Raw genomic sequence first — 18850 nt, forward strand, 5'->3', positions numbered from 1 at the left:
GTGTTGAACCGCTCCGACCGTCCCAAGCGGTGGCGAAGCGATCTCACCTACCCCATCCTGCCGGAAGCACATCGCTTTTCTACTCTGCTGTTTAGAGGCGATCGCACTCTGTCGAACTCACGTTGAAGCAAGTTTACAGGGGGAGGCGTTTGAGAAAGCGATCGCTAAAGTCGCCATAAAAGGAAATCGTCAACAACCGTTATATAATTTAAGTGAATTTACCTTTCAAAAATTATTAAATGATTCCGAAGGAATTGCCAGTAATTTAAGAGCTTATATTAATGGATTTTCCCCTAAAGCGAGGGATATTTTTGAAAAGTTTGATTTTGATAGCGAAATTCAGAAACTCGATGAAAGTAATCGACTATTTCTGATTATTCAAGAATTTTGTAAACCGGATCTTGATTTATCTCCAGCCAAACTTTCTAACCTGCAAATGGGTTATCTATTTGAAGAACTGGTCAGAAAATTTAACGAACAAGCCAACGAAGAAGCGGGAGATCATTTTACTCCCCGTGAAGTGATTCGGTTAATGGTGAATCTGGTTTTCTGTGAAGAACAGGAGATTTTTAAACAAGGAATTTATCGAACAATATACGACCCGACGGCTGGAACTGGAGGAATGTTATCGGTCGCAGAGGAATATATTAAAAAGCAAAATCCTGATGCGAATTTAGGGTTATTTGGTCAAGAATATAATCCCGAATCCTATGCCATTTGTTGTGCAGATTTATTAATTAAAGATGAACCGATTGATCAGATTATATATGGAGATACGTTAGGAGTTAAAAACGCTAAAACAAAAAGTAATAATTTTTTACCTCATGACGGTCATCCTAATAAACAGTTTCATTATATGTTTTCAAATCCTCCCTTTGGGGTGGAATGGAAACCGGAAAAAGACTTTATTGATGATGAATATAGCAAAGGATTTGAGGGACGATTTGGGGCGGGTTTACCTCGAATTAATGATGGTTCTTTGTTATTTTTACAACACATGATCTCGAAAATGCACCCCGATGGTTCGCGGATTGCAATTGTGTTTAATGGTTCGCCTTTATTTACCGGAGATGCGGGGAGTGGAGAAAGTAATATTCGCCGTTGGATTATTGAAAATGATTGGTTAGATGCGGTGATTGCTTTACCCGACCAAATGTTTTATAACACGGGAATTTTTACTTATATTTGGTTAGTAACGAATAAAAAAGCAGAACACCGCAAAGGAAAAGTACAGTTAATCGATGGAACTCGCCACTATCAGAAAATGAAAAAAAGTTTGGGGAATAAACGAAATGAATTATCTCCTCAACAGATTGCAGAATTAGTGCGATTATATAGGGATTTTGAACACAATGGAGTCAGTGAAATTGAAACAGATGGACAAATAGAAAAACGGGTTTGTTCTAAGATTTTTGAAAATCGGGAGTTTGGATTTCTGAAAATTACGGTAGAGCGTCCTTTAAGGTTAAATTTTCAGGCGAGTGAGGAACGTTTGACGCGGTTATGGGAACAAAAGGCGTTTGAGGATTTAGCCACAAGTAAAAAGCGGAAGGATGCAAAGATACAACAGTTGGAAATTGAAATCGGGGAAAGTCTGCAAAATCAAATTTTAACAACTTTACGAAGTTTGGATAATCATAAGCTTTATTTGTCCCGTGTTGGATTTATGAAGGATTTAGAACGGGTATTAAAAAAGGCAGGATTAAAGTTAAAAGAACCTGTGATTAAAGCAATTTTATCAGCCTTGGGAGAAACAGATCCAGAAGCGGAAATTTGTTTAGATAAAAAGGGAAATCCTGAACCGGATAGTAATTTACGAGATACGGAAATTGTGCCTTTACCTAATAATATTACTTTACCGTTACCCTTGGGATATGATAAGGATGGGAGTGTTGATGAGTTAATTCAGGTAGAGACGTGCCATGGCGCGTCTGTACAAGAGCATTGTCAGGCGTATTTACAACGGGAAGTTTTACCCCATGTTTCGGATGCTTGGATTGATTTTGATAAAACTAAAGTGGGGTATGAAATTCCGTTAAATCGTCATTTTTATGTATATCAACCGCCTCGTGCTTTGGATGAAATTGAAGATGATATTAAAGCGTTAGAGGCAGATATTATGGCGATGTTGGGAGATGTGGTTTAAGGATATAATATAATATAATTGTAGAGTTGGGAGAGTTTAAGAATGGCTTTAACAATTTCTGATGAAGCGTTAGAAAATATTCAGGTTTCGGCTGAGAGTCGAGAAAAAGCTTTACAAAAAGCGAAAGAAGGGTATGTTATGGCTTTATTAGAGATAGGAGAAATTAGCAGTGGGATGGCTGCAAAAATTCTGGGGGTTTCTCGGTTAGATATGATTAAAATCATGAATAAATGGGGAATTTCTATTTTTGATGATTCGCAGGAATTGGAGGAATTACAGCAAGAAATTGAACAAGTTGAATTGATATTGAATCAACAAGGTTCTTAAATGATTATTGTTTCTGATACAACACCCATTAGTGAGTTAGCCAAAGTTGAACTTCTTGATTTATTGCCTCAAATTTTTGGGAAAGTGGTGATTCCGCAGGGGGTATTTAATGAATTACAGATAGGTCAGCATCCAGCCGCGAGTTTTGTACAAAATTTAGCTTGGTTGGAGGTTGTAGCGGTCAATAATCAGCAGATGGTTGAGGAGTTACAAAAGTCTTTTAATTTACATTTGGGAGAGTCAGAAGCGATTGTTTTAGCAGAAGAGATAAAGGCTTCTCAGTTGTTGATTGATGAAAAGGCGGCGCGGAAAGTTGCTATGGCTCGAAAGTTACCTTTAATTGGAACTGTGGGAATTTTAGTATTAGCAAAGCGTCAGGGTTTATTGGACAGTGTGAAAGATGTTTTGAATGAAATGCAGGCAAAAGGAACAAGAATTTCAGAGCGTCTTTATGGGCAAGTTTTGATTTTAGCTGGGGAAATGGAGGAGGAATAATGGGCAAATATAACGCTTATGAAAAATATAAAGATTCGGGTGTTGAGTGGTTGGGGGAGATTCCTGAACATTGGCAGTCATTAAAAATTAAACGTTTAACATTAATTAAAAGAGGGGCTTCCCCGCGCCCCATTGACGATCCCAAATATTTCGATGATGATGGTGAATATGCTTGGGTGAGAATTGCTGATGTCACAGCAAGTGAACGCTATTTAGAAACCACTACTCAAAGTTTATCGGAATTAGGAAAAAGTTTGAGTGTTCCTTTAGAACCTGGAAATTTATTTCTTAGTATTGCTGGTTCAGTAGGAAAACCAATTATTACAAAAATAAAATGTTGTATTCATGATGGCTTTGTTTATTTCCCTGATTTAAAAGCCAATCAAGAATTTATTTACTATATTTTCAATAGTGGTCAACCCTATTTAGGTTTAGGGAAACTGGGTACACAATTAAATCTTAATAGTGAAACAGTAGGAGGAATTACCATTGGTTTACCCCCCCTACCTGAACAACAAGCGATCGCAAATTTCCTAGACTATAAAACCCAACAAATAGATGCTCTCATCAATAAGAAAGAATCCCTCCTCGAAAAACTCGACGAAAAACGCACCGCTATTATTAGTCATGCTGTTACTAAAGGGCTAGATTCTAATGTTCCGATGAAAGATTCTGGTATTGAGTGGTTGGGGGAAATTCCTGAACATTGGGAATCATTAAAAATTAAACGTTTGACATTAATTAAAAGAGGCGCTTCTCCACGACCCATTGATGATCCAAAATATTTTGATGATGATGGTGAATATGCTTGGGTAAGAATTGCTGATGTCACAGCTAGTGAACGCTATTTAGAAACTACTACTCAAAAATTATCGGAATTAGGAAAAAGCTTAAGCGTTCCTTTAGAACCTGGAAATTTATTTCTTAGTATTGCTGGTTCAGTAGGAAAACCAATTATTACAAAAATAAAATGTTGTATTCATGATGGCTTTGTTTATTTTCCTCATTTAAGAGCCAATCAAGAATTTATTTACTATATTTTCAATAGTGGTCAACCCTATTTAGGCTTAGGAAAAATGGGTACGCAATTGAATCTGAATACTGAAACAGTAGGAGGAATTACTATCGGTTTACCTCCCCTACCTGAACAACAAACAATCGCAAATTTTCTCGACCAAAAAACAACCAAAATCGACCAACAAAAAGCCAAAATCCAACAAGCTATAGACCTATTAAAAGAATATCGAACCGCCCTAATTACCAACGCTGTCACAGGTAAAATAGATGTTAGACAAGTTCCGATTCCCTAACCCCAGAACAGCACCCAATCAATATTAAATTAAAAGAGAACTAAAACCATGATAGACCATGATCGACTATTTAAAGAACTCATCCAAACCTTTTTCTGGGAATTTATTGAACTGTTTATACCCGAAATATTAGACTATGTAGAACAAGATACCCTCACCTTTTTACCCGAAGAAATCTTTACAGACGTTACCTCTGGAGACAAAAGAAAAATTGATTTATTAGCACAAGTTAAATGGCAAGGAAAAGATAGTTATTTTCTCATTCGCCTAGAAAACCAAGCTTATAACCAAAAAGAATTTGAACGGCGGATGTTTCATTATTTCGCCCGTTTAGATGCTAAATATTTACTCCCCATCTTTCCCATTGTTATTTTTTCTTATGATGAACCGAAACGACCCGAAAAAAGCCAATATATTGTTAACTTCCCCAATAAAAAAATACTAGAATTTAACTATACTGCCATTCAATTAAATAACCTTAACTGGCGCAGCTTTTTAAATCAACCTAACCCCGTAGCCGCCGCATTAATGGCAAAAATGGACTTTCAACCCCAAGAAAGAGTCCGCGTTAAACTAGAGTGCCTCAGAATGTTAGTTACACTACAGTTAAATCCTGCTAAAATAGAATTAATTTCAGGTTTCATTGACACCTACTTGAGATTAAACGTCACAGAAGAACAACAACTTGAGACAGAATTAAAACAAGCCAACTTAGTCGAGGAGGAACAAATCATGGAAATTGTCACGAGTTGGATGGAAAAAGGAATTGAACAAGGACTTGAACAAGGAATTGGAAAAGGAGAACAAAAAATTATTAAAAGACAACTTAAACGACGTTTTACGACTATTTCTCCCAACTTAGAAAACCAAATTAATAACTTATCCTCAGAACAAATCGAAAATTTAGCCGATTTAATTTTTGATTTCCAATCTTTAGAAGATTTTATTAACTGGTTAGACCAACAAAATTAAATTGCTCAATATATAGCATTTTTAAATGTGAAAGTGGAACAGGCATCTTGCCTGTAACCTGTGACCTTTGACCTGTAACGGGCAAGATGCCCGTCCCACGAAGAATTTCCTAATGTTGATTAAAACTAATTTTTATTAATCTCAATAAACATCATGCACCAAGAAAAAAACTTTGAAAACATCATCGAAAAAGAACTTTTAGAATTTTGTGGCTACCACCCTGGAAACGCCACCGACTACGACCCAGAAACCGCCCTTTTCCCAAAAGAAATTATTAACTTTATTCAAACCACCCAACCCAAACAATGGAAAAACTACGCCAAAACCAACCCCAATGATACCCAAAACATTATTATTGATAGCCTGACCAAAGAACTTAAAAGCCGAGGGATGCTAGATGTTCTCAGAAATGGCTTTAAATGTTATGGTAAAACCCTGCGCGTTGCTTACTTCCAACCCAACACGGGAATGAACCCCGAAACCTTAGCGCTGTATCAACAAAATCGCCTGACTATTACTCGCCAAGTTAATATTAAAACAGGAAAAATCCCTGATATTCTCCTCAGTCTTAATGGTTTACCCATCGCTACAATTGAACTCAAAAACCCCTTAACTGAACAAACTTATCAAAATGCTATCCATCAATATCGCACCCAGAGAGATGCAAAAGATCCCTTATTTATTTTTAAACAACGGTGTTTAGTTCATTTTGCTGTTGATACCGAAGAAGTTTGGATGAGTACGAAACTCGCGGGAGAAAATACCCACTTTTTACCCTTTAATAAAGGGAATCATCACGGCGCTGGAAACCCCCCCGGAAAACCCGGAGAATATCGCACCAGCTACTTTTGGTTAGAAGTGTTACAAACAGATAGTTTATTAGATATTATAGCACGATTTCTCCATCTGGAAATTAAAGAAATTAAAATTACCACCCCCACAGGTTTTAATCCTCAAAAAAAAGAAACCTTAATTTTCCCTCGCTATCATCAACTTGATGTTGTTCGTAAACTCATCACCCACGCCAAACAGCATAAAGCCGGACATAATTATCTGATTCAACATTCCGCAGGTTCAGGAAAATCTAACTCCATCGCTTGGTTAGCCCATCGCCTCGCAAATCTCCACGATAACCAAGACGAAAAAATCTTTCATTCTGTGATTGTAATTACCGATAGAACTATATTAGATCAACAACTTCAAAATACAATCTATCAATTTGAACATAAAGCCGGAGTCGTGCAAAAAATCGATGAAAATACTCAACAACTCGTTAACGCTCTTAATGATGGTGTCCCCATTATTATTTCTACCATTCAGAAATTTCCCTTTATTACAAAAGCTATTGAAACCTTAGCAAAAAAAGGCAAAACTGTCAAGATTAAAACTCAAGATAAACGCTTTGCAATTATTGTTGATGAAGCTCATAGCTCCCAAAGTGGAGAAACCGCCCAGGAACTCCGTAAAATCTTGAATAAAGCCGGAATAGAATCTGCAATTGCGGCTCAATTGTTAGAAGATGAACTAGAGGAAAATGACTTAACTGATGAAGCCAAACAAGAACTTTTGAAAAAACAACTCAGCCGCACTAAACAACCTAACCTGAGTTATTTTGCTTTTACCGCTACCCCCAAATATAGAACCCAATTTGTTTTTGATGAACCCGGAGAAAACGGTGCGTCTCCCTTCCATCTCTACACCATGCGCCAAGCTATAGAAGAAGGATATATTAAAGATGTTTTAGCAAATTATACCTGTTATCAACGGTATTATCAACTCGTTCGTACTTCTGAACAAAACCCCGATTTACCCCGTCGCCAAACCGCTAAAGAAATCGCCCGTTTCGTTGAACTGCATCCCCATAATATCGCCCAAAAAGTTCAAATTATGATTGAACATTTCCGCAACCATACCCGCTACAAAATCGGGGGGAGAGCTAAAGCAATGGTTGTCACTCGTTCCCGTGAACACGCGATAAAATATAAACTTGCTTTTGATCAATATCTTCGAGAAAAATGCTATAATGATATTAAATCCCTTGTGGCTTTTTCCGGTTCAATAACCTTAGATGAATTCTCTGAAGAAACCTTTACAGAAGTTAAAATGAATGGGGGGATTAAATCTTCTGAAATTGCTGATCAATTTGCTAGTGATGCTTATCAAGTATTGCTGGTGGCGAATAAATTTCAAACCGGATTTGATCAACCTTTACTTCATACTATGTTTGTCGATAAACGACTGGATGGCGTTCAAGCGGTGCAAACTTTATCCCGTCTCAACCGCACCACCCCCGGAAAAGATGACACTTTTGTTCTCGATTTTGTTAACAAATCTGAAGACATTTATAACGCCTTTAAACCTTATTATGAAGAAACCCCCGTTGGAGAAAAAGCAGACCCCCAACAACTCAATGATCTCTCGTATCAACTGTATGAATGGCAATTATTTAGCCAAGAAGATGTTAATAATTTTTGTGAAATTTGGTTTCGTCCGAAAACCTCTTTAACCGAAAGAGAACACCAACAATTAAATAGTTTATTAGACCCTATTGTTGAAAACTATAAAAATCTGAAAGATTCCGAAAAAGAACAATTTAAAAATCAACTCACCAGCTTTCGGAATCTTTATTTATTCCTAGCTCAAATTATTAATTATCAAGATTCAGATTTAGAAAAACTGTATGCGTATGGGCGTTTTCTGCTGAAGAAATTACCCCGCAGCACAGAAGACCCTAAAATTGATTTATCGGGAGATCTGGAACTGAAATATTATCGCTTAGAAAAAATTAGTGAAGGTGAAATTAATTTAAAGGAAGGAACAGCAGAACCCTTAAAAGGGGCGACAGCCGTGGGAACACGTCAACCGGATCAAAAAGTTCCGTTATCCCAGCTTGTTGACCTTCTTAACGAACGCTTTGGCACGAATTTTACTCCGGCTGACCAACTATTTTTTGAGCAAATTACCGAAACAGCCCTCTCAAATGATACGATTAAACAAGCGGCTCAAGTTAATACCAAAGAAAACTTTGCCCCGGTGTTAGAAAGAAACCTGGAGAATCTATTTATTGAACGCATAGAAGGAAACGAAAAAATATTTATGGAAGTCATGAATAATGAAGAATTTAGAGCGGTAGTTTTTGAAAAATTACTTTCTAGTATTTATGAGGTTTTTCAAGCTAAAAATAATTCTATGAAATCTTGAAATCGGTGCTACATAAATTCCCTAAACCCTCTGTAGAGACGTTGCATACAACGTCTCTACAGTTTTGAACACAAATTATCAATTTTCCTCTAAACAAACCGTTGTTAACGCTTCAATTAACCGTTGATTTTGAGTTTCTGTTTTAACGGCTACTCGGAAATAGCGATCGCCTAAACTGGGAAAACTTAAACAATCTCGAATTAAAATTTGATGATTTTTTAATAAGTTTAATTGCAATTGAGAAACCGAATGATCTGACTCGACTAAAATAAAATTAGCCACACTTTTAAAAGGTTTTAATCCGGGTATATGGGTTAAATCTTGATAAAGTTTAGGGCGAGATGCTTCTAACCAATGCCAAGTTTGTTCCTGAAATTCTGTATCTTGTAAAACCGCAATTCCGGCCGCCACTGCTAAACTATTCACAGGCCAAGGATCACGCCAGCCTTGCCATTTTTTTAACCGTTGGGGATGGGCGATCGCATATCCTAAACGTAGCCCCGGTAAACTATAAAATTTGGTCAGCGATCGCAAAATCACTAAATTCTCATACTCCTTAACCCAAGACACTAAACTTTGCTGCTGAGTGGGGAGTAAAAAATCCATAAAAGCTTCATCAACCACCACCAACGCAAACTGTTCTAATAATTCTAATAAACCCGGAGCAGAAAATAATTTTCCCGTCGGGTTATGGGGGTTATTAATTAATAAACCTGAGCGAGAATTGCAAGGTTGAGGGAGAGAAAATTCTAACTCTACAGAAGCCATGGAAAGCGGACACTCGATCACAGTTCCATCAAAAGCGTTGAGCGTCCGCTTATAATCTCCAAAGGCAGGCGTGAGTAAATAGGTCGCATCTAACTGCGCGAGTTCCCGTCCTGCCCAGGTGAGTAATTCTGCGGCTCCATTTCCAGGTAAAATCCAATCCGCCTCTAGGGACTCATGGGCCATTCCATCATTGACCGCAACGGCGATCGCTGCTCTCAATTCTCCATAATCAGGATTAGGATAAGCATTCAAATCGTTCAGGTGGCGATGAATAGCACTCAGAGCAGATAAAGGCGGCCCCCAAGGATTAATACTGGCGGAAAAATCCAGAATATCCGAGGGAGAACAGTTGGCTACGGTCGCGGCCCAGATTAAATTTCCCCCGTGTTGGGGTGAATGGGTTGCTTCCACGCCTAGAAATTAATCCTCGTCCTTATGAGCAACTTTTTCTTTGAACAATTTTCCGGCTGAAAAAGCAGGAACTTTCGTTGCTGGAATTTCCATCTTTTCCCCCGTTTTCGGGTTACGACCCTCACGAGCTTTCCGTTCCCGTGACTCAAAGGAACCAAAGCCAACCAGTGTCACTTTATCTTGATTGGAAACCGCTTCCATGATCGTATCTAAAGCTGCCGTCAACACCGCATCAGCTTGTTTTTTGGTTACACTGGCCCGTTCTGCGACGGCATCCACTAATTCACCTTTGTTCATCTGAGTTTCTACTCCTTAAGATTGGCATAAAGCAATCAACAGCTTGACACTCTCACCGTCAATCGTCAAGCGATGTGACGGGAGATTCTTTGTTCAACGAATCGACTTGCTCTAACAGGATTGCTCCAGTTAAAGTAGAGGTCAATTCTCCCAAAGCGTTAATCGGCTCTAAACCGAAAGTTCCGGTATGTCCTGCCGTACTTAATCCCCTTCTTAAAATGTTCCTCGCAGCATTTTCGTCCCTGTCCAACTGACACCCACAACTACAAATATGGGTGCGAGTTGACAGGGATTTTTTTACGGTTTTTCCACAATTTGAGCAGTTTTGGGAGGTATATTGAGGAGGGACAGCAATAGTAGCTTTTCCATATTTTCTTCCAAAATACTCCAACCAAACTCTAAATTGATGCCAAGCTGCATCGTTAATTGATTTAGCTAGACAATGATTTTTAACTAAGTTTTTAATCCTTAAATCTTCGTAGGCTACCAAATCGTTAGATTGGATGACGGAGTATGCAACACGCTTGCTGAACTCTTTTCGTTGCCGACTTGTTTTTAGATGTGCCTTAGCAAGTCTCTGTCTAGCTTTTTTGCGGTTGTTAGATCCTTTCTGTTTTTTAGAAAGTTGTCTTTGCAACCGCTTTAGCTTCTTCTCACCTTTCCTTAAAAATTTAGGGTTATCAACTTTATTACCTTGATCATCAGTGTAAAAAGCAGATAACCCTACATCTAAACCCATTGTTTTGTTGGTGGGTTCAGATTGAATTGAAATGTCAACTGCCAGAATGAATTGACAATAATAACCATCTGCACGTCTAACTAATCGAACTCTTTTGATTTGTTCGGGTTGATAGAAGTGCAAATCATAACTTCCCACTAACCGTAACCGTCCCATCCCTTTCTTGTCAGTAAAGGTAATAGCTTTACGGGTTTCTAAATCTAATTGCCATCCGGTTGTTTTGTATTCAACTGAACGGCAATTTTTCTTAAAACGTGGGTATCCTTTTTTGCCAGGAACTTTCTTTTTGCAATTGTCGTAAAATCGAGCAATGGCTGACCATGCTCTCTCGGCACTAGATTGTCTGGCTTGAGAGTTTAACTCGTTGGCGAATTTAAAGTCATGAGCTAAAACTTTGCAATATTTATTCAAGTCGTATCTACCTACTCCTTTGTTATCCATCCAGAAACGAATACATTTGTTTTGGATGAATTGAGCAGTCCGAATTGCTTCATCTATGGCATCATACTGATGTTTTTTGGCTCTAACTTTAAATTCGAGAACGAGCATTTATGTTACCACTTTCCACCTAAATCTAGGTTAGCACAAGTTTTATTTTCTGTGTCAAACATTTTTATATCGTGCTACGCTAGTTCTATTGCTCAGTTTTTCATTTCGCCGCCAAGCCTTGCTGTGGCGGGAGTCTTCAAACTGAGATTTTAAGATAACCTGTCAAAAGCGGTGAAGTTCAGGGAACAGCGATATCGAGCTTCCGCCCCTGAACAGCAAATCGCTCAATTCCCTTTGGGGGATGAAAAACGCCATAATCCACCGTAAATAAAGAATTGTAGCTTTTATGGCTGGCTTTTCTTTCCCCAATTAAGAAATATTAACAGAATCCAAAAGTGAAACCAGACTTGAGCAAAACAATGAGGAAAATTCTAATGCTTTTAAGGAAAATCATCTGATGGGGTTTAAGCTTGCTATATTAAATAATATTCTTTACAATTACCTCAGCCTACTATCATTTTTATTCAGTTATGTCAATCTATTTATCGAGCTTAAAAAAAATTGTAAAAAAGCGGGTAGTTATCCCTAAACAAACATCAATGTTAATCTCGACTCTCCTCTTTACTTTAATGGGTTTGACGGTTGAGAGTTTATGGCTAAAACCGACAGTTTCAAGTGTAATGTTAGCGGCTCAACCCCAGGAATTAGAAGTTCAAAAACTTGTTGGGAAATGGCAAGTTCCTACTTATCTTTCATCGGGTATTATATTTACAGAGGAAGGAAAAGTTTATATTTTCACAACACCGATTGAAGCCCTGGAATTACAATATACTATTGAACCTAATTTTAGACCTGGATTAATGATTTTTCGAGATGGGGAAGGGAAAATTGTAGGAACAGCAATTTTTGAATTTACTGAAACGGGAGAATTGCAATTACACTTAAATATTAGTGGCGAGGAACAACCTGCTATTACAACTTTTCAGTCTCAATCTTTACTCTTTAAAAAAACGTCTGATAGTTCTAGAATTCCAACTTCAGTCACGATAAAAACTCCAACAGCATCAGAATTGAAGGAACAAGCCGATCAAGATACACAATCAGAAGCAAAACAATATATTGAAATTATGAACCGAGGTCATCAAATAAGTTATTCCGAATATAATGTATTTAAACCTAATTTAGAAGAATTTGTTAAAGGTCTACCTGTGGAAACTCGAAATTATCTATATAATATTAGAATTATTGATGAAAAAAGTATGGTTCAATCCGTAGCTCAAGCTAAACGAGCAGGATTAAAAAGCTATATTGGAATTGTTTATATTACTCAACCTTCACCTGGTAGAAATATTACTACTAAATCAATTCTTTGTGAAAGTAATCAGCCCACCCAGCAACTTCCGTCTCAACCGTCTTTATTCACCAGTCGTGAGGTTAATTGTCCGGCAGGGTATTCTGTTGTGCCGGAGTAATTTAAGTTATTTATCTAGTGGGGAACAAAAGGGGGGCAGAGGTTGTTTAACAGTGTAAGCTTTGTTAATAAATGCTAACGTATGCTATGGTTTAAGGTATGGCATACATACCACTCAGAAAAGCGGTCGAATTTCTGGGTCTGCATCCAAATACGTTGAGAAAATACGCTGATGAAGGGAAGATCAAAAGTATCAAAAACCCAGCAGGGCAAAGACTGTACGATGTCGAATCCTACATACGGAATACAGTTGGAGCTACCACTGTTTGCTACTGTCGAGTCAGTTCAACAAAACAACGAGACGACCTTGACAGACAAATTGCTTATATGCAATCAATCTATCCAGATGCAGAAATTGTCCGAGACATCGGTTCAGGACTTAACTTCAAAAGAAAAGGATTGCAAACCCTACTGGTCAGACTTATGCGAGGCGATAAGCTCACGATTGTTGTTGCCTGTCGAGACAGATTATGTCGATTCGGATTTGAAATATTCGAGTTTATGGCACAACAAAACGGTGGAAGCATCGTGGTTCTCGAAAATTCTGTACACTGTCCAGAAACCGAACTCACATCCGATCTTCTCTCCATCCTTCACGTCTTTTCTTGTCGGATGCACGGACTTCATAGCTACAGCAAAAAAATCAAGGAAGATCCGAATCTACCTAAACCTTGAACAAAGAGGATTGCTCAAACAATGGTTCGGAGTGAGTCGATTTGTCTACAATGAAACCATTAAATATTTACAGCAACCTGGCACAAAAGCAAATTGGATGGCGATTAAAACAGGGATCTTAAATGGATTACCTGAATGGGCTAAACCCGTTCCTTATCAAATTAAATCAATCGCCATCAAAGATGCTTGTTTAGCTATTAAAGCTGCCAAAAAAGGGTTCAAAGCAGATGGTAAGATTCGCAGATGTAAATTTCGGAGTCGCAAAGATGTAAAACAATCAATTTATATTCCCAAATCTGGAATTAAAGATTGTGGAATTTATCACAGCATACTAGGAGAATGCAAATTCAAGGAATTACTTCCTAACAACTTTAGCGATGGTCGATTGACACTAATTTATGGTGAATATTACTTGACTATTGCTACAGAAGTGCAACAATTAAACTCCGAGAATCAAGGAAGAGTTGTTGCCTTAGATCCTGGTGTTCGCACATTCATGACATTCCTTTCTGAAACATCTTTTGGTTGGCTAGGCAAAGACTCTAACTTACATATCCAAAAATTATGTTTTAAGTTAGACAAAATAGTATCTCAAATATCAAAAGCCAAGTGCAAACAGAAAAGAAACCTCAAAAAAGCAGCTAGTAGACTTCGTTGTAAAATCAAGAACTTAGTCAAGGAATTGCATCATAAAACAGCTAAATTTCTAGTTGAAAACTTTGATGTGATTTTACTTCCCACATTTGAAACATCACAGATGGTTTCTAAGTCAAGACGTAAACTTAGAAACAAGTCTGTCAGGCAAATGCTAACTCTAAGTCATTACGAGTTTAAGCAGTTTCTAAAGTGGAAAGCTTGGGAAAACAATAAAATTGTGATTGATTGCAATGAAGCCTACACTTCCAAAACGGTGTCATGGACGGGCGAAATCGTCAATAAATTGGGTGGAGCGAAAATAATAAAATCGACATCTACCCAATTAAAGATGGATAGGGATCTAAATGGTGCGCGAGGGATTTTCCTTCGTGCATTGGTTGATACGGTGCGACCTGAAAAGGGTTCTTTTGTTTCGTGGAGCCTACTCCACTAAGGGATTCACAGCCCTTACCCTCATGTAAAAGACTCACATAGAGTCCGGTCACGTCTCAGTACAGAAATGGAAAAGACGGAATGCAGACCACAAATGTAGCCGAAGCTAGCAGCCTAAGCTGGTTAGGAGCTAGAGGGAGTCCTTCCAAAGGTGAACTATGTGAATTATCGATAAACTGCGTGACCCAATGAATGACCAAATAAGGCTGATAGGCATATACGGGGAAGTCTGGATGGTTGTATCTCATCAAGACCTGTGAATAACAAAACCCGTCGCAGAAGAGATAACACCCAAGGAAAGACAGAACAACAAAGGAATCAACAGGGTAAGCCCTACAAGGTCTAGGGAAGGTCGATAACCCTAGTAAGTCAAAGGCAACAATGACAGAATCCCTTGGAGGGTAAAGGATGGATGAAAAAGCGAAAGCTGGAGGTAATGCTCCAGATAGGGGTTCAAAATTTGCCCCTGAGCGAAAGCAATAGCAAACTTCATCTGGGTCTTATACGAGAGACAAAGTGACTAAGAAATCGAGTCCAATGACAAGTTAGATACCGCCATGTTAATGACAGTAAACGGACAAAGGAAACAGCTAGAAAATTGGAGCCAAATAAATTGGCGACAAGCAAGGAAAGCTGTGAGAAATCTACGTCAAAGAATCTTTCGTGCCAGACAACTTGGGAACTTTCGTAGACTAAGAAGCCTACAAAAGTTAATACTCAGAAGCTACGCAAATCTACTGTTAGCAGTACGACAAATCACTCAAACCAATGAAGGGAAAAAGACTGCGGGTATTGATAAGGAGGTTATAAACACTCCAGCACAACGAGTGGAATTTGTACTTAACTGGAAGGAAATAAAACCTAGTCCCACAAGACGGGTAATGATTCCTAAACCAAACGGCAAAAAGCGTCCTCTTGGTATCCCTACCATTAAGGATAGAGTCATGCAAGCAGTAGTGAAAAACGCACTAGAACCGGAATGGGAAGCCGTGTTTGAAGACAATTCCTATGGCTTCAGACCTGGTAGAAGTTGTCAAGATGCCATAGAACAATCTTTCATGAGATTACAAAAAGGCAGGGACAAATGGGTTCTAGAAGCTGATATCAAAGGCTTCTTTGACAACATTGCTCATGAATCCATCCTTAATAATATCGGTAATTTCCCACAGAAAGAACTGATAAAAGGATGGTTAAAAGCTGGATTCATGTTCCAAGGTAGATTTAACCCGACAGAACAAGGCACGCCGCAAGGAGGGGTAATATCGCCTCTCCTAGCCAACATAGGATTGCATGGATTAGAAGCATACATAAAATCCACCAACCCGAAACTTGGTGTGGTGAGATACGCTGATGATTTCATCGTCACAGCTAGGGACAAAGGAAGTCTCGAAAAAGCACAAATCCAGATTCAACAATGGATGAAAGAAAGAGGCTTAGAACTCAGTTCTGAGAAGACAATAATTACGTCAATGGAAGATGGTTTCGATTTCCTTGGCTTTAACCTAAGACACTATAGCGGTAGACTGCTAACCAAACCATCCAAAAAGAAAGTATTAGCTTTCTGTAAAAAGATTGGAGAGGAAATTAAAGGTCTATATGGAAAAGAGCAAGAGGAAGTCATCAGAAAACTCAATCCAATTCTCAGAGGTTTTGCTAACTACTACAAAGGAGGCGTTAGCAAAGAAACCTTCAGCTATATCTCGCACAGAGTATGGCAATACCTTTGGAAATGGGCAAAGCGTAGACACCCCCATAAAAACAAGCAGTGGGTAAAAGACCGCTACTTCCAAGTTATCAAAGGTAATCAATGGACGTTTGCTTGTAAAAGCAAACGCCGAGGGAAGAAATCAATATCAACCCTCTATCATATCAAAGGAACACCCATTGAGCGCCATATAAAGGTAAAAGGTAGCGCATCACCCGATGATTCAACCCTAAGAGAATATTGGAGCAAACGTCACCAAAAGAAAGAGAAAACATACTGGGAGAAAGGCTCAAAATATTACGAAATAGCCAAAATCCAAAACTGGAAATGTCCCATCTGCGGTGAACCATTATTCAACGAGGAAGAAATCGAAACCCACCACATAATACCTGTCGCAAAAGGTGGACTAGACGACATAGAAAACCTACAGCATTTGCACGCAGCGTGCCACAGGCAGGTACATTCAAAACCCAAGTTAAAAGGCTTGAAGTAAGGCTTGAGCCGGATGATGGGAAACTGTCAAGTCCGGTTCTTAGGGGAGGTGCGGGTAGCAATACCCAATCCTTACCCGACCCTTGGTTGAGAAAACATCTTGACTTATGTATTTGTTAACAAACGTTAGCAAAAAAGTATCGGTGGAGAAAGAATTAACTCCTGACTCCTTCTTTCTCCACAATCTGCACATTAACAAACCCCTAACCTAACGTCCTCTCATCATCCGTAAGGCATCGGGACTGGGGTTATATTCGTAACCGTAGGGATTGCGATCGCTATCATCCAAAATTTGAGGCGTAACTAACACAATCACTTCCGCCCGTTGATTGTTTTTCGTGGTTCGACGGAACAAGGAACCAACAATCGGTAAATCTCCTAACAGGGGAATTTTGCTGACCGCAGACCGTTCTTGTTCCTGAATAATACCCGATAGAATTAAGGTTTGACCATCGCGTAAACGGATTAAGCCCGATTCCACAGTCCGTCTGAGAATCTGACGAGCAAAATCACCCCCTCCAGTATCTACTCGATCTCCGGGGGCACTTACCGTCGGGTTAACTCGCAGAGAAACAAAGCCATTATCATCAATGCGTTCTACATTAACATCTAATGTTAAGCCCACATCTTGGAAGGTAAAGTTTCTGTTGTCTCTTGTTCCTGAAACCGTGTCAGTAAAGGTTGTTGTCACTGATTTAACAATTTCTTCAACCAATGCAACTGTCGCTGTTTCTCCCTCCTGAACCACTAAAGTTGGATCGGTCAAAATCTTGGCATTTCCACTGATAATTTGAGCGGTTAAAGTCGAGAGAAACCTGCGAGGATATTGGAAGTAGGGAAACACGCTATTTGTGACTGTACCTAAAGCGTCAAGTGCCCCAGTTTCTAAATTTCGGGTAAAGGGTTCGTACTCAGAAATCCCGACTTGATTCGTCCGTTCTGATACCGGTGCAATCGGTTCTAAACCAATCCCACCTCCCGGTGCCGTTAGAGGGGTCGTAGATAGTTGATTGGGATCGTAGAATGGATCTTCATCACTAATAGGATTTGGAACAATCGGCCGAGCATTGATACCCGATCGGGTCGTTGCACTGTTCGGAGGATTATAGCCACCAAAATTAACGGTGGCTGCACCTCCATCATTGACAAAAAAGGTATCGTTAATTCCAAAGGAGAAGCTACTATTGGCGGCTTCTTCTCCACTTAAATTAACATCAACGACTTTAACATTAACAGCCACTTGACGTTGACGTAAATCAAGCTGGGTCAACATGGCTGATGCTGTTTCCACCAGGTAGGAAGGGCCAACAAGGGTAATAGAATTGAGCCGGTCATCGACAGAAATTGATAATCCTCTCAGCACGAGGGGACTATCGGACTCTTTAGCGGCTAAGGATGTAATTGCTGGTGTTCTGGTTTCAACAAATCTTGAATTAATTCCTGTCCCCACCTGCTCAATACGGACTTGATCGACCTGAATTTGAGTGCCTGCTCCTTGACTACTCAAAAAACCTGCCGCGCTGGTTGCTGGAACCTGATTCAGTCTGATGCTACGAACCACAATATCATTAGCAGCAGTGGGCAGTTTAACACCGACAAAAATTGTATTTCCGACCCGATTGGCTTGTAATCCACTTAAGCGTAAAACATAGTTAAAAACATCCTCAACGGATTCATTTTCAATATCTAAGGATATTTTTCGGCCTAGAATCTGTTTTTCTTCCTGCGGGTCAGTTGGAGCTCTGAAGTCCCCACTGGCGGAATCTTTAATCAAATTACTGATTGCTAAGTTCAATCCAGCAGTTCTAGCTAACAACGCTAAAACATCACTTACCGGAGCATCTCGCAGCACTAACCGCGGAATTCGTTGATTGGTATTGAGTCGAATTGTGGGGATTCCGGGATTAATATTAGAAACAGCCATATCTCCCAATGGTGGAGCAACAGCACGGGGAAGAAAAGGTGGAGCCGCATCAACGGGGCGAGGTGCTCCCTGGGGAACGTTTCGACCATCAATGGTGATTTGAGGATCAGGAATCAATACTGGTTGAGAACCTCTTGGGGCTGGTTGGGCAGTAGATCCAGGAGGGGGAGGAGGTGGGGTTATGGCTTGATTCGGAACTTGAGCCACAGCACCGGATGCCGTACCCAGACTAATTACAATCCCTTCTCTACCTCCTTGGAGAATACGGGCTTCGGGGGCATTATTGACCCCACTGACAATTACCCGGACACTGGTAGGATCAAGTTGGGTGACAACGAC

Annotated in this window: 14 protein-coding genes and 1 pseudogene; 11 read left to right on the top strand and 4 right to left on the bottom strand. The window is 39.3% G+C overall.

The genetic code is table 11. The features are described 5' to 3' along the window. Positions 1-175: 175 nt before the first annotated feature. The 7 genes and pseudogenes from IQ236_RS28405 to IQ236_RS24850 all read left to right on the top strand — a co-directional run. A pseudogene (locus IQ236_RS28405) lies at positions 176-376 on the top strand (type I restriction-modification system subunit M N-terminal domain-containing protein); the annotation flags it as partial. 60 nt (positions 377-436) lie between these two features. Then, a complete protein-coding gene (locus tag IQ236_RS24825; protein WP_228041843.1) occupies positions 437-2146 on the top strand; it encodes an HsdM family class I SAM-dependent methyltransferase in 1710 nt (569 codons plus the stop codon). Positions 2147-2188: 42 nt separating this feature from the next. Further along, a complete protein-coding gene (locus IQ236_RS24830) occupies positions 2189-2473 on the top strand; it encodes a UPF0175 family protein (RefSeq protein WP_193871758.1) in 285 nt (94 codons plus the stop codon). Beyond that, a complete protein-coding gene (locus IQ236_RS24835; RefSeq protein ID WP_193871759.1) occupies positions 2474-2968 on the top strand; it encodes a DUF3368 domain-containing protein in 495 nt (164 codons plus the stop codon). Beyond that, positions 2968-4278: a restriction endonuclease subunit S gene (locus IQ236_RS24840; protein ID WP_228041844.1), complete on the top strand. Its 1311-nt coding sequence runs from the start codon at positions 2968-2970 to the stop codon at positions 4276-4278. The genes IQ236_RS24835 and IQ236_RS24840 overlap by 1 nt, the downstream gene beginning before the upstream one ends. Positions 4279-4326: 48 nt before the next feature. Further along, positions 4327-5250 carry a DUF4351 domain-containing protein gene (locus tag IQ236_RS24845; RefSeq protein WP_193871760.1) on the top strand — a complete coding sequence of 308 codons (924 nt, stop codon included), beginning with the start codon at positions 4327-4329 and terminating at the stop codon, positions 5248-5250. Between the two features lie 153 nt (positions 5251-5403). Continuing rightward, positions 5404-8451 (top strand): type I restriction endonuclease subunit R, encoded by a 3048-nt coding sequence (locus IQ236_RS24850; protein WP_193871761.1) that lies wholly within the window; start codon positions 5404-5406, stop codon positions 8449-8451. 78 nt (positions 8452-8529) lie between these two features. On the opposite strand, the gene cobD is transcribed toward IQ236_RS24850, so the two are convergent. From cobD to IQ236_RS24865, 3 genes are read right to left on the bottom strand one after another with little or no spacing between them, the layout of a single operon-like run. Next, positions 8530-9630 (bottom strand): threonine-phosphate decarboxylase CobD, encoded by a 1101-nt coding sequence (gene cobD / locus IQ236_RS24855; protein WP_193871762.1) that lies wholly within the window; start codon positions 9628-9630, stop codon positions 8530-8532. Between the two features lie 9 nt (positions 9631-9639). Then, positions 9640-9927 (bottom strand): HU family DNA-binding protein, encoded by a 288-nt coding sequence (locus tag IQ236_RS24860; protein WP_193871763.1) that lies wholly within the window; start codon positions 9925-9927, stop codon positions 9640-9642. A gap of 58 nt (positions 9928-9985) precedes the next feature. Continuing rightward, on the bottom strand, positions 9986-11215 hold the full coding sequence (locus IQ236_RS24865; RefSeq protein WP_193871764.1) for an RNA-guided endonuclease InsQ/TnpB family protein: 1230 nt from the start codon (positions 11213-11215) through the stop codon (positions 9986-9988). Between the two features lie 539 nt (positions 11216-11754). Here IQ236_RS24865 and IQ236_RS24870 point away from each other — a divergent pair. The 4 genes from IQ236_RS24870 (at position 11755) to ltrA (ending at position 16588) form a co-directional block, all read left to right on the top strand. Further along, a complete protein-coding gene (locus IQ236_RS24870) occupies positions 11755-12627 on the top strand; it encodes a type IV pilin-like G/H family protein (RefSeq protein WP_193871765.1) in 873 nt (290 codons plus the stop codon). 98 nt (positions 12628-12725) lie between these two features. Beyond that, positions 12726-13301 carry an IS607 family transposase gene (locus IQ236_RS24875; RefSeq protein WP_193871766.1) on the top strand — a complete coding sequence of 192 codons (576 nt, stop codon included), beginning with the start codon at positions 12726-12728 and terminating at the stop codon, positions 13299-13301. Positions 13302-13311: 10 nt separating this feature from the next. Then, positions 13312-14391: an RNA-guided endonuclease InsQ/TnpB family protein gene (locus IQ236_RS24880; protein ID WP_228041845.1), complete on the top strand. Its 1080-nt coding sequence runs from the start codon at positions 13312-13314 to the stop codon at positions 14389-14391. A gap of 562 nt (positions 14392-14953) precedes the next feature. Further along, on the top strand, positions 14954-16588 hold the full coding sequence (ltrA, locus tag IQ236_RS24885; RefSeq protein WP_228041846.1) for a group II intron reverse transcriptase/maturase: 1635 nt from the start codon (positions 14954-14956) through the stop codon (positions 16586-16588). Positions 16589-16795: 207 nt separating this feature from the next. Here the strand turns inward: ltrA and IQ236_RS24890 are convergent. Further along, a partial coding sequence (locus tag IQ236_RS24890) for a secretin and TonB N-terminal domain-containing protein (RefSeq protein WP_193871768.1) occupies positions 16796-18850 on the bottom strand: 2055 nt, incomplete at its 5' end.

Origin of the sequence: Planktothrix mougeotii LEGE 06226 (assembly GCF_015207485.1) — a bacterium.
Taxonomy (GTDB): domain Bacteria; phylum Cyanobacteriota; class Cyanobacteriia; order Cyanobacteriales; family Microcoleaceae; genus Planktothrix.

Excerpts from the sequence above, each read along its gene's own strand:
- IQ236_RS24825 (WP_228041843.1), top strand. The coding sequence starts at position 437 with ATGGGTTATCTATTTGAAGAACTGGTCAGAAAATTTAACGAACAAGCC.
- IQ236_RS24830 (WP_193871758.1), top strand. The coding sequence starts at position 2,189 with ATGGCTTTAACAATTTCTGATGAAGCGTTAGAAAATATTCAGGTTTCG.
- IQ236_RS24835 (WP_193871759.1), top strand. The coding sequence starts at position 2,474 with ATGATTATTGTTTCTGATACAACACCCATTAGTGAGTTAGCCAAAGTT.
- IQ236_RS24840 (WP_228041844.1), top strand. The coding sequence starts at position 2,968 with ATGGGCAAATATAACGCTTATGAAAAATATAAAGATTCGGGTGTTGAG.
- IQ236_RS24845 (WP_193871760.1), top strand. The coding sequence starts at position 4,327 with ATGATAGACCATGATCGACTATTTAAAGAACTCATCCAAACCTTTTTC.
- IQ236_RS24850 (WP_193871761.1), top strand. The coding sequence starts at position 5,404 with ATGCACCAAGAAAAAAACTTTGAAAACATCATCGAAAAAGAACTTTTA.
- IQ236_RS24860 (WP_193871763.1), bottom strand. The coding sequence starts at position 9,927 with ATGAACAAAGGTGAATTAGTGGATGCCGTCGCAGAACGGGCCAGTGTA.
- IQ236_RS24865 (WP_193871764.1), bottom strand. The coding sequence starts at position 11,215 with ATGCTCGTTCTCGAATTTAAAGTTAGAGCCAAAAAACATCAGTATGAT.
- IQ236_RS24870 (WP_193871765.1), top strand. The coding sequence starts at position 11,755 with ATGTTAATCTCGACTCTCCTCTTTACTTTAATGGGTTTGACGGTTGAG.
- IQ236_RS24875 (WP_193871766.1), top strand. The coding sequence starts at position 12,726 with ATGGCATACATACCACTCAGAAAAGCGGTCGAATTTCTGGGTCTGCAT.
- ltrA (WP_228041846.1), top strand. The coding sequence starts at position 14,954 with ATGACAGTAAACGGACAAAGGAAACAGCTAGAAAATTGGAGCCAAATA.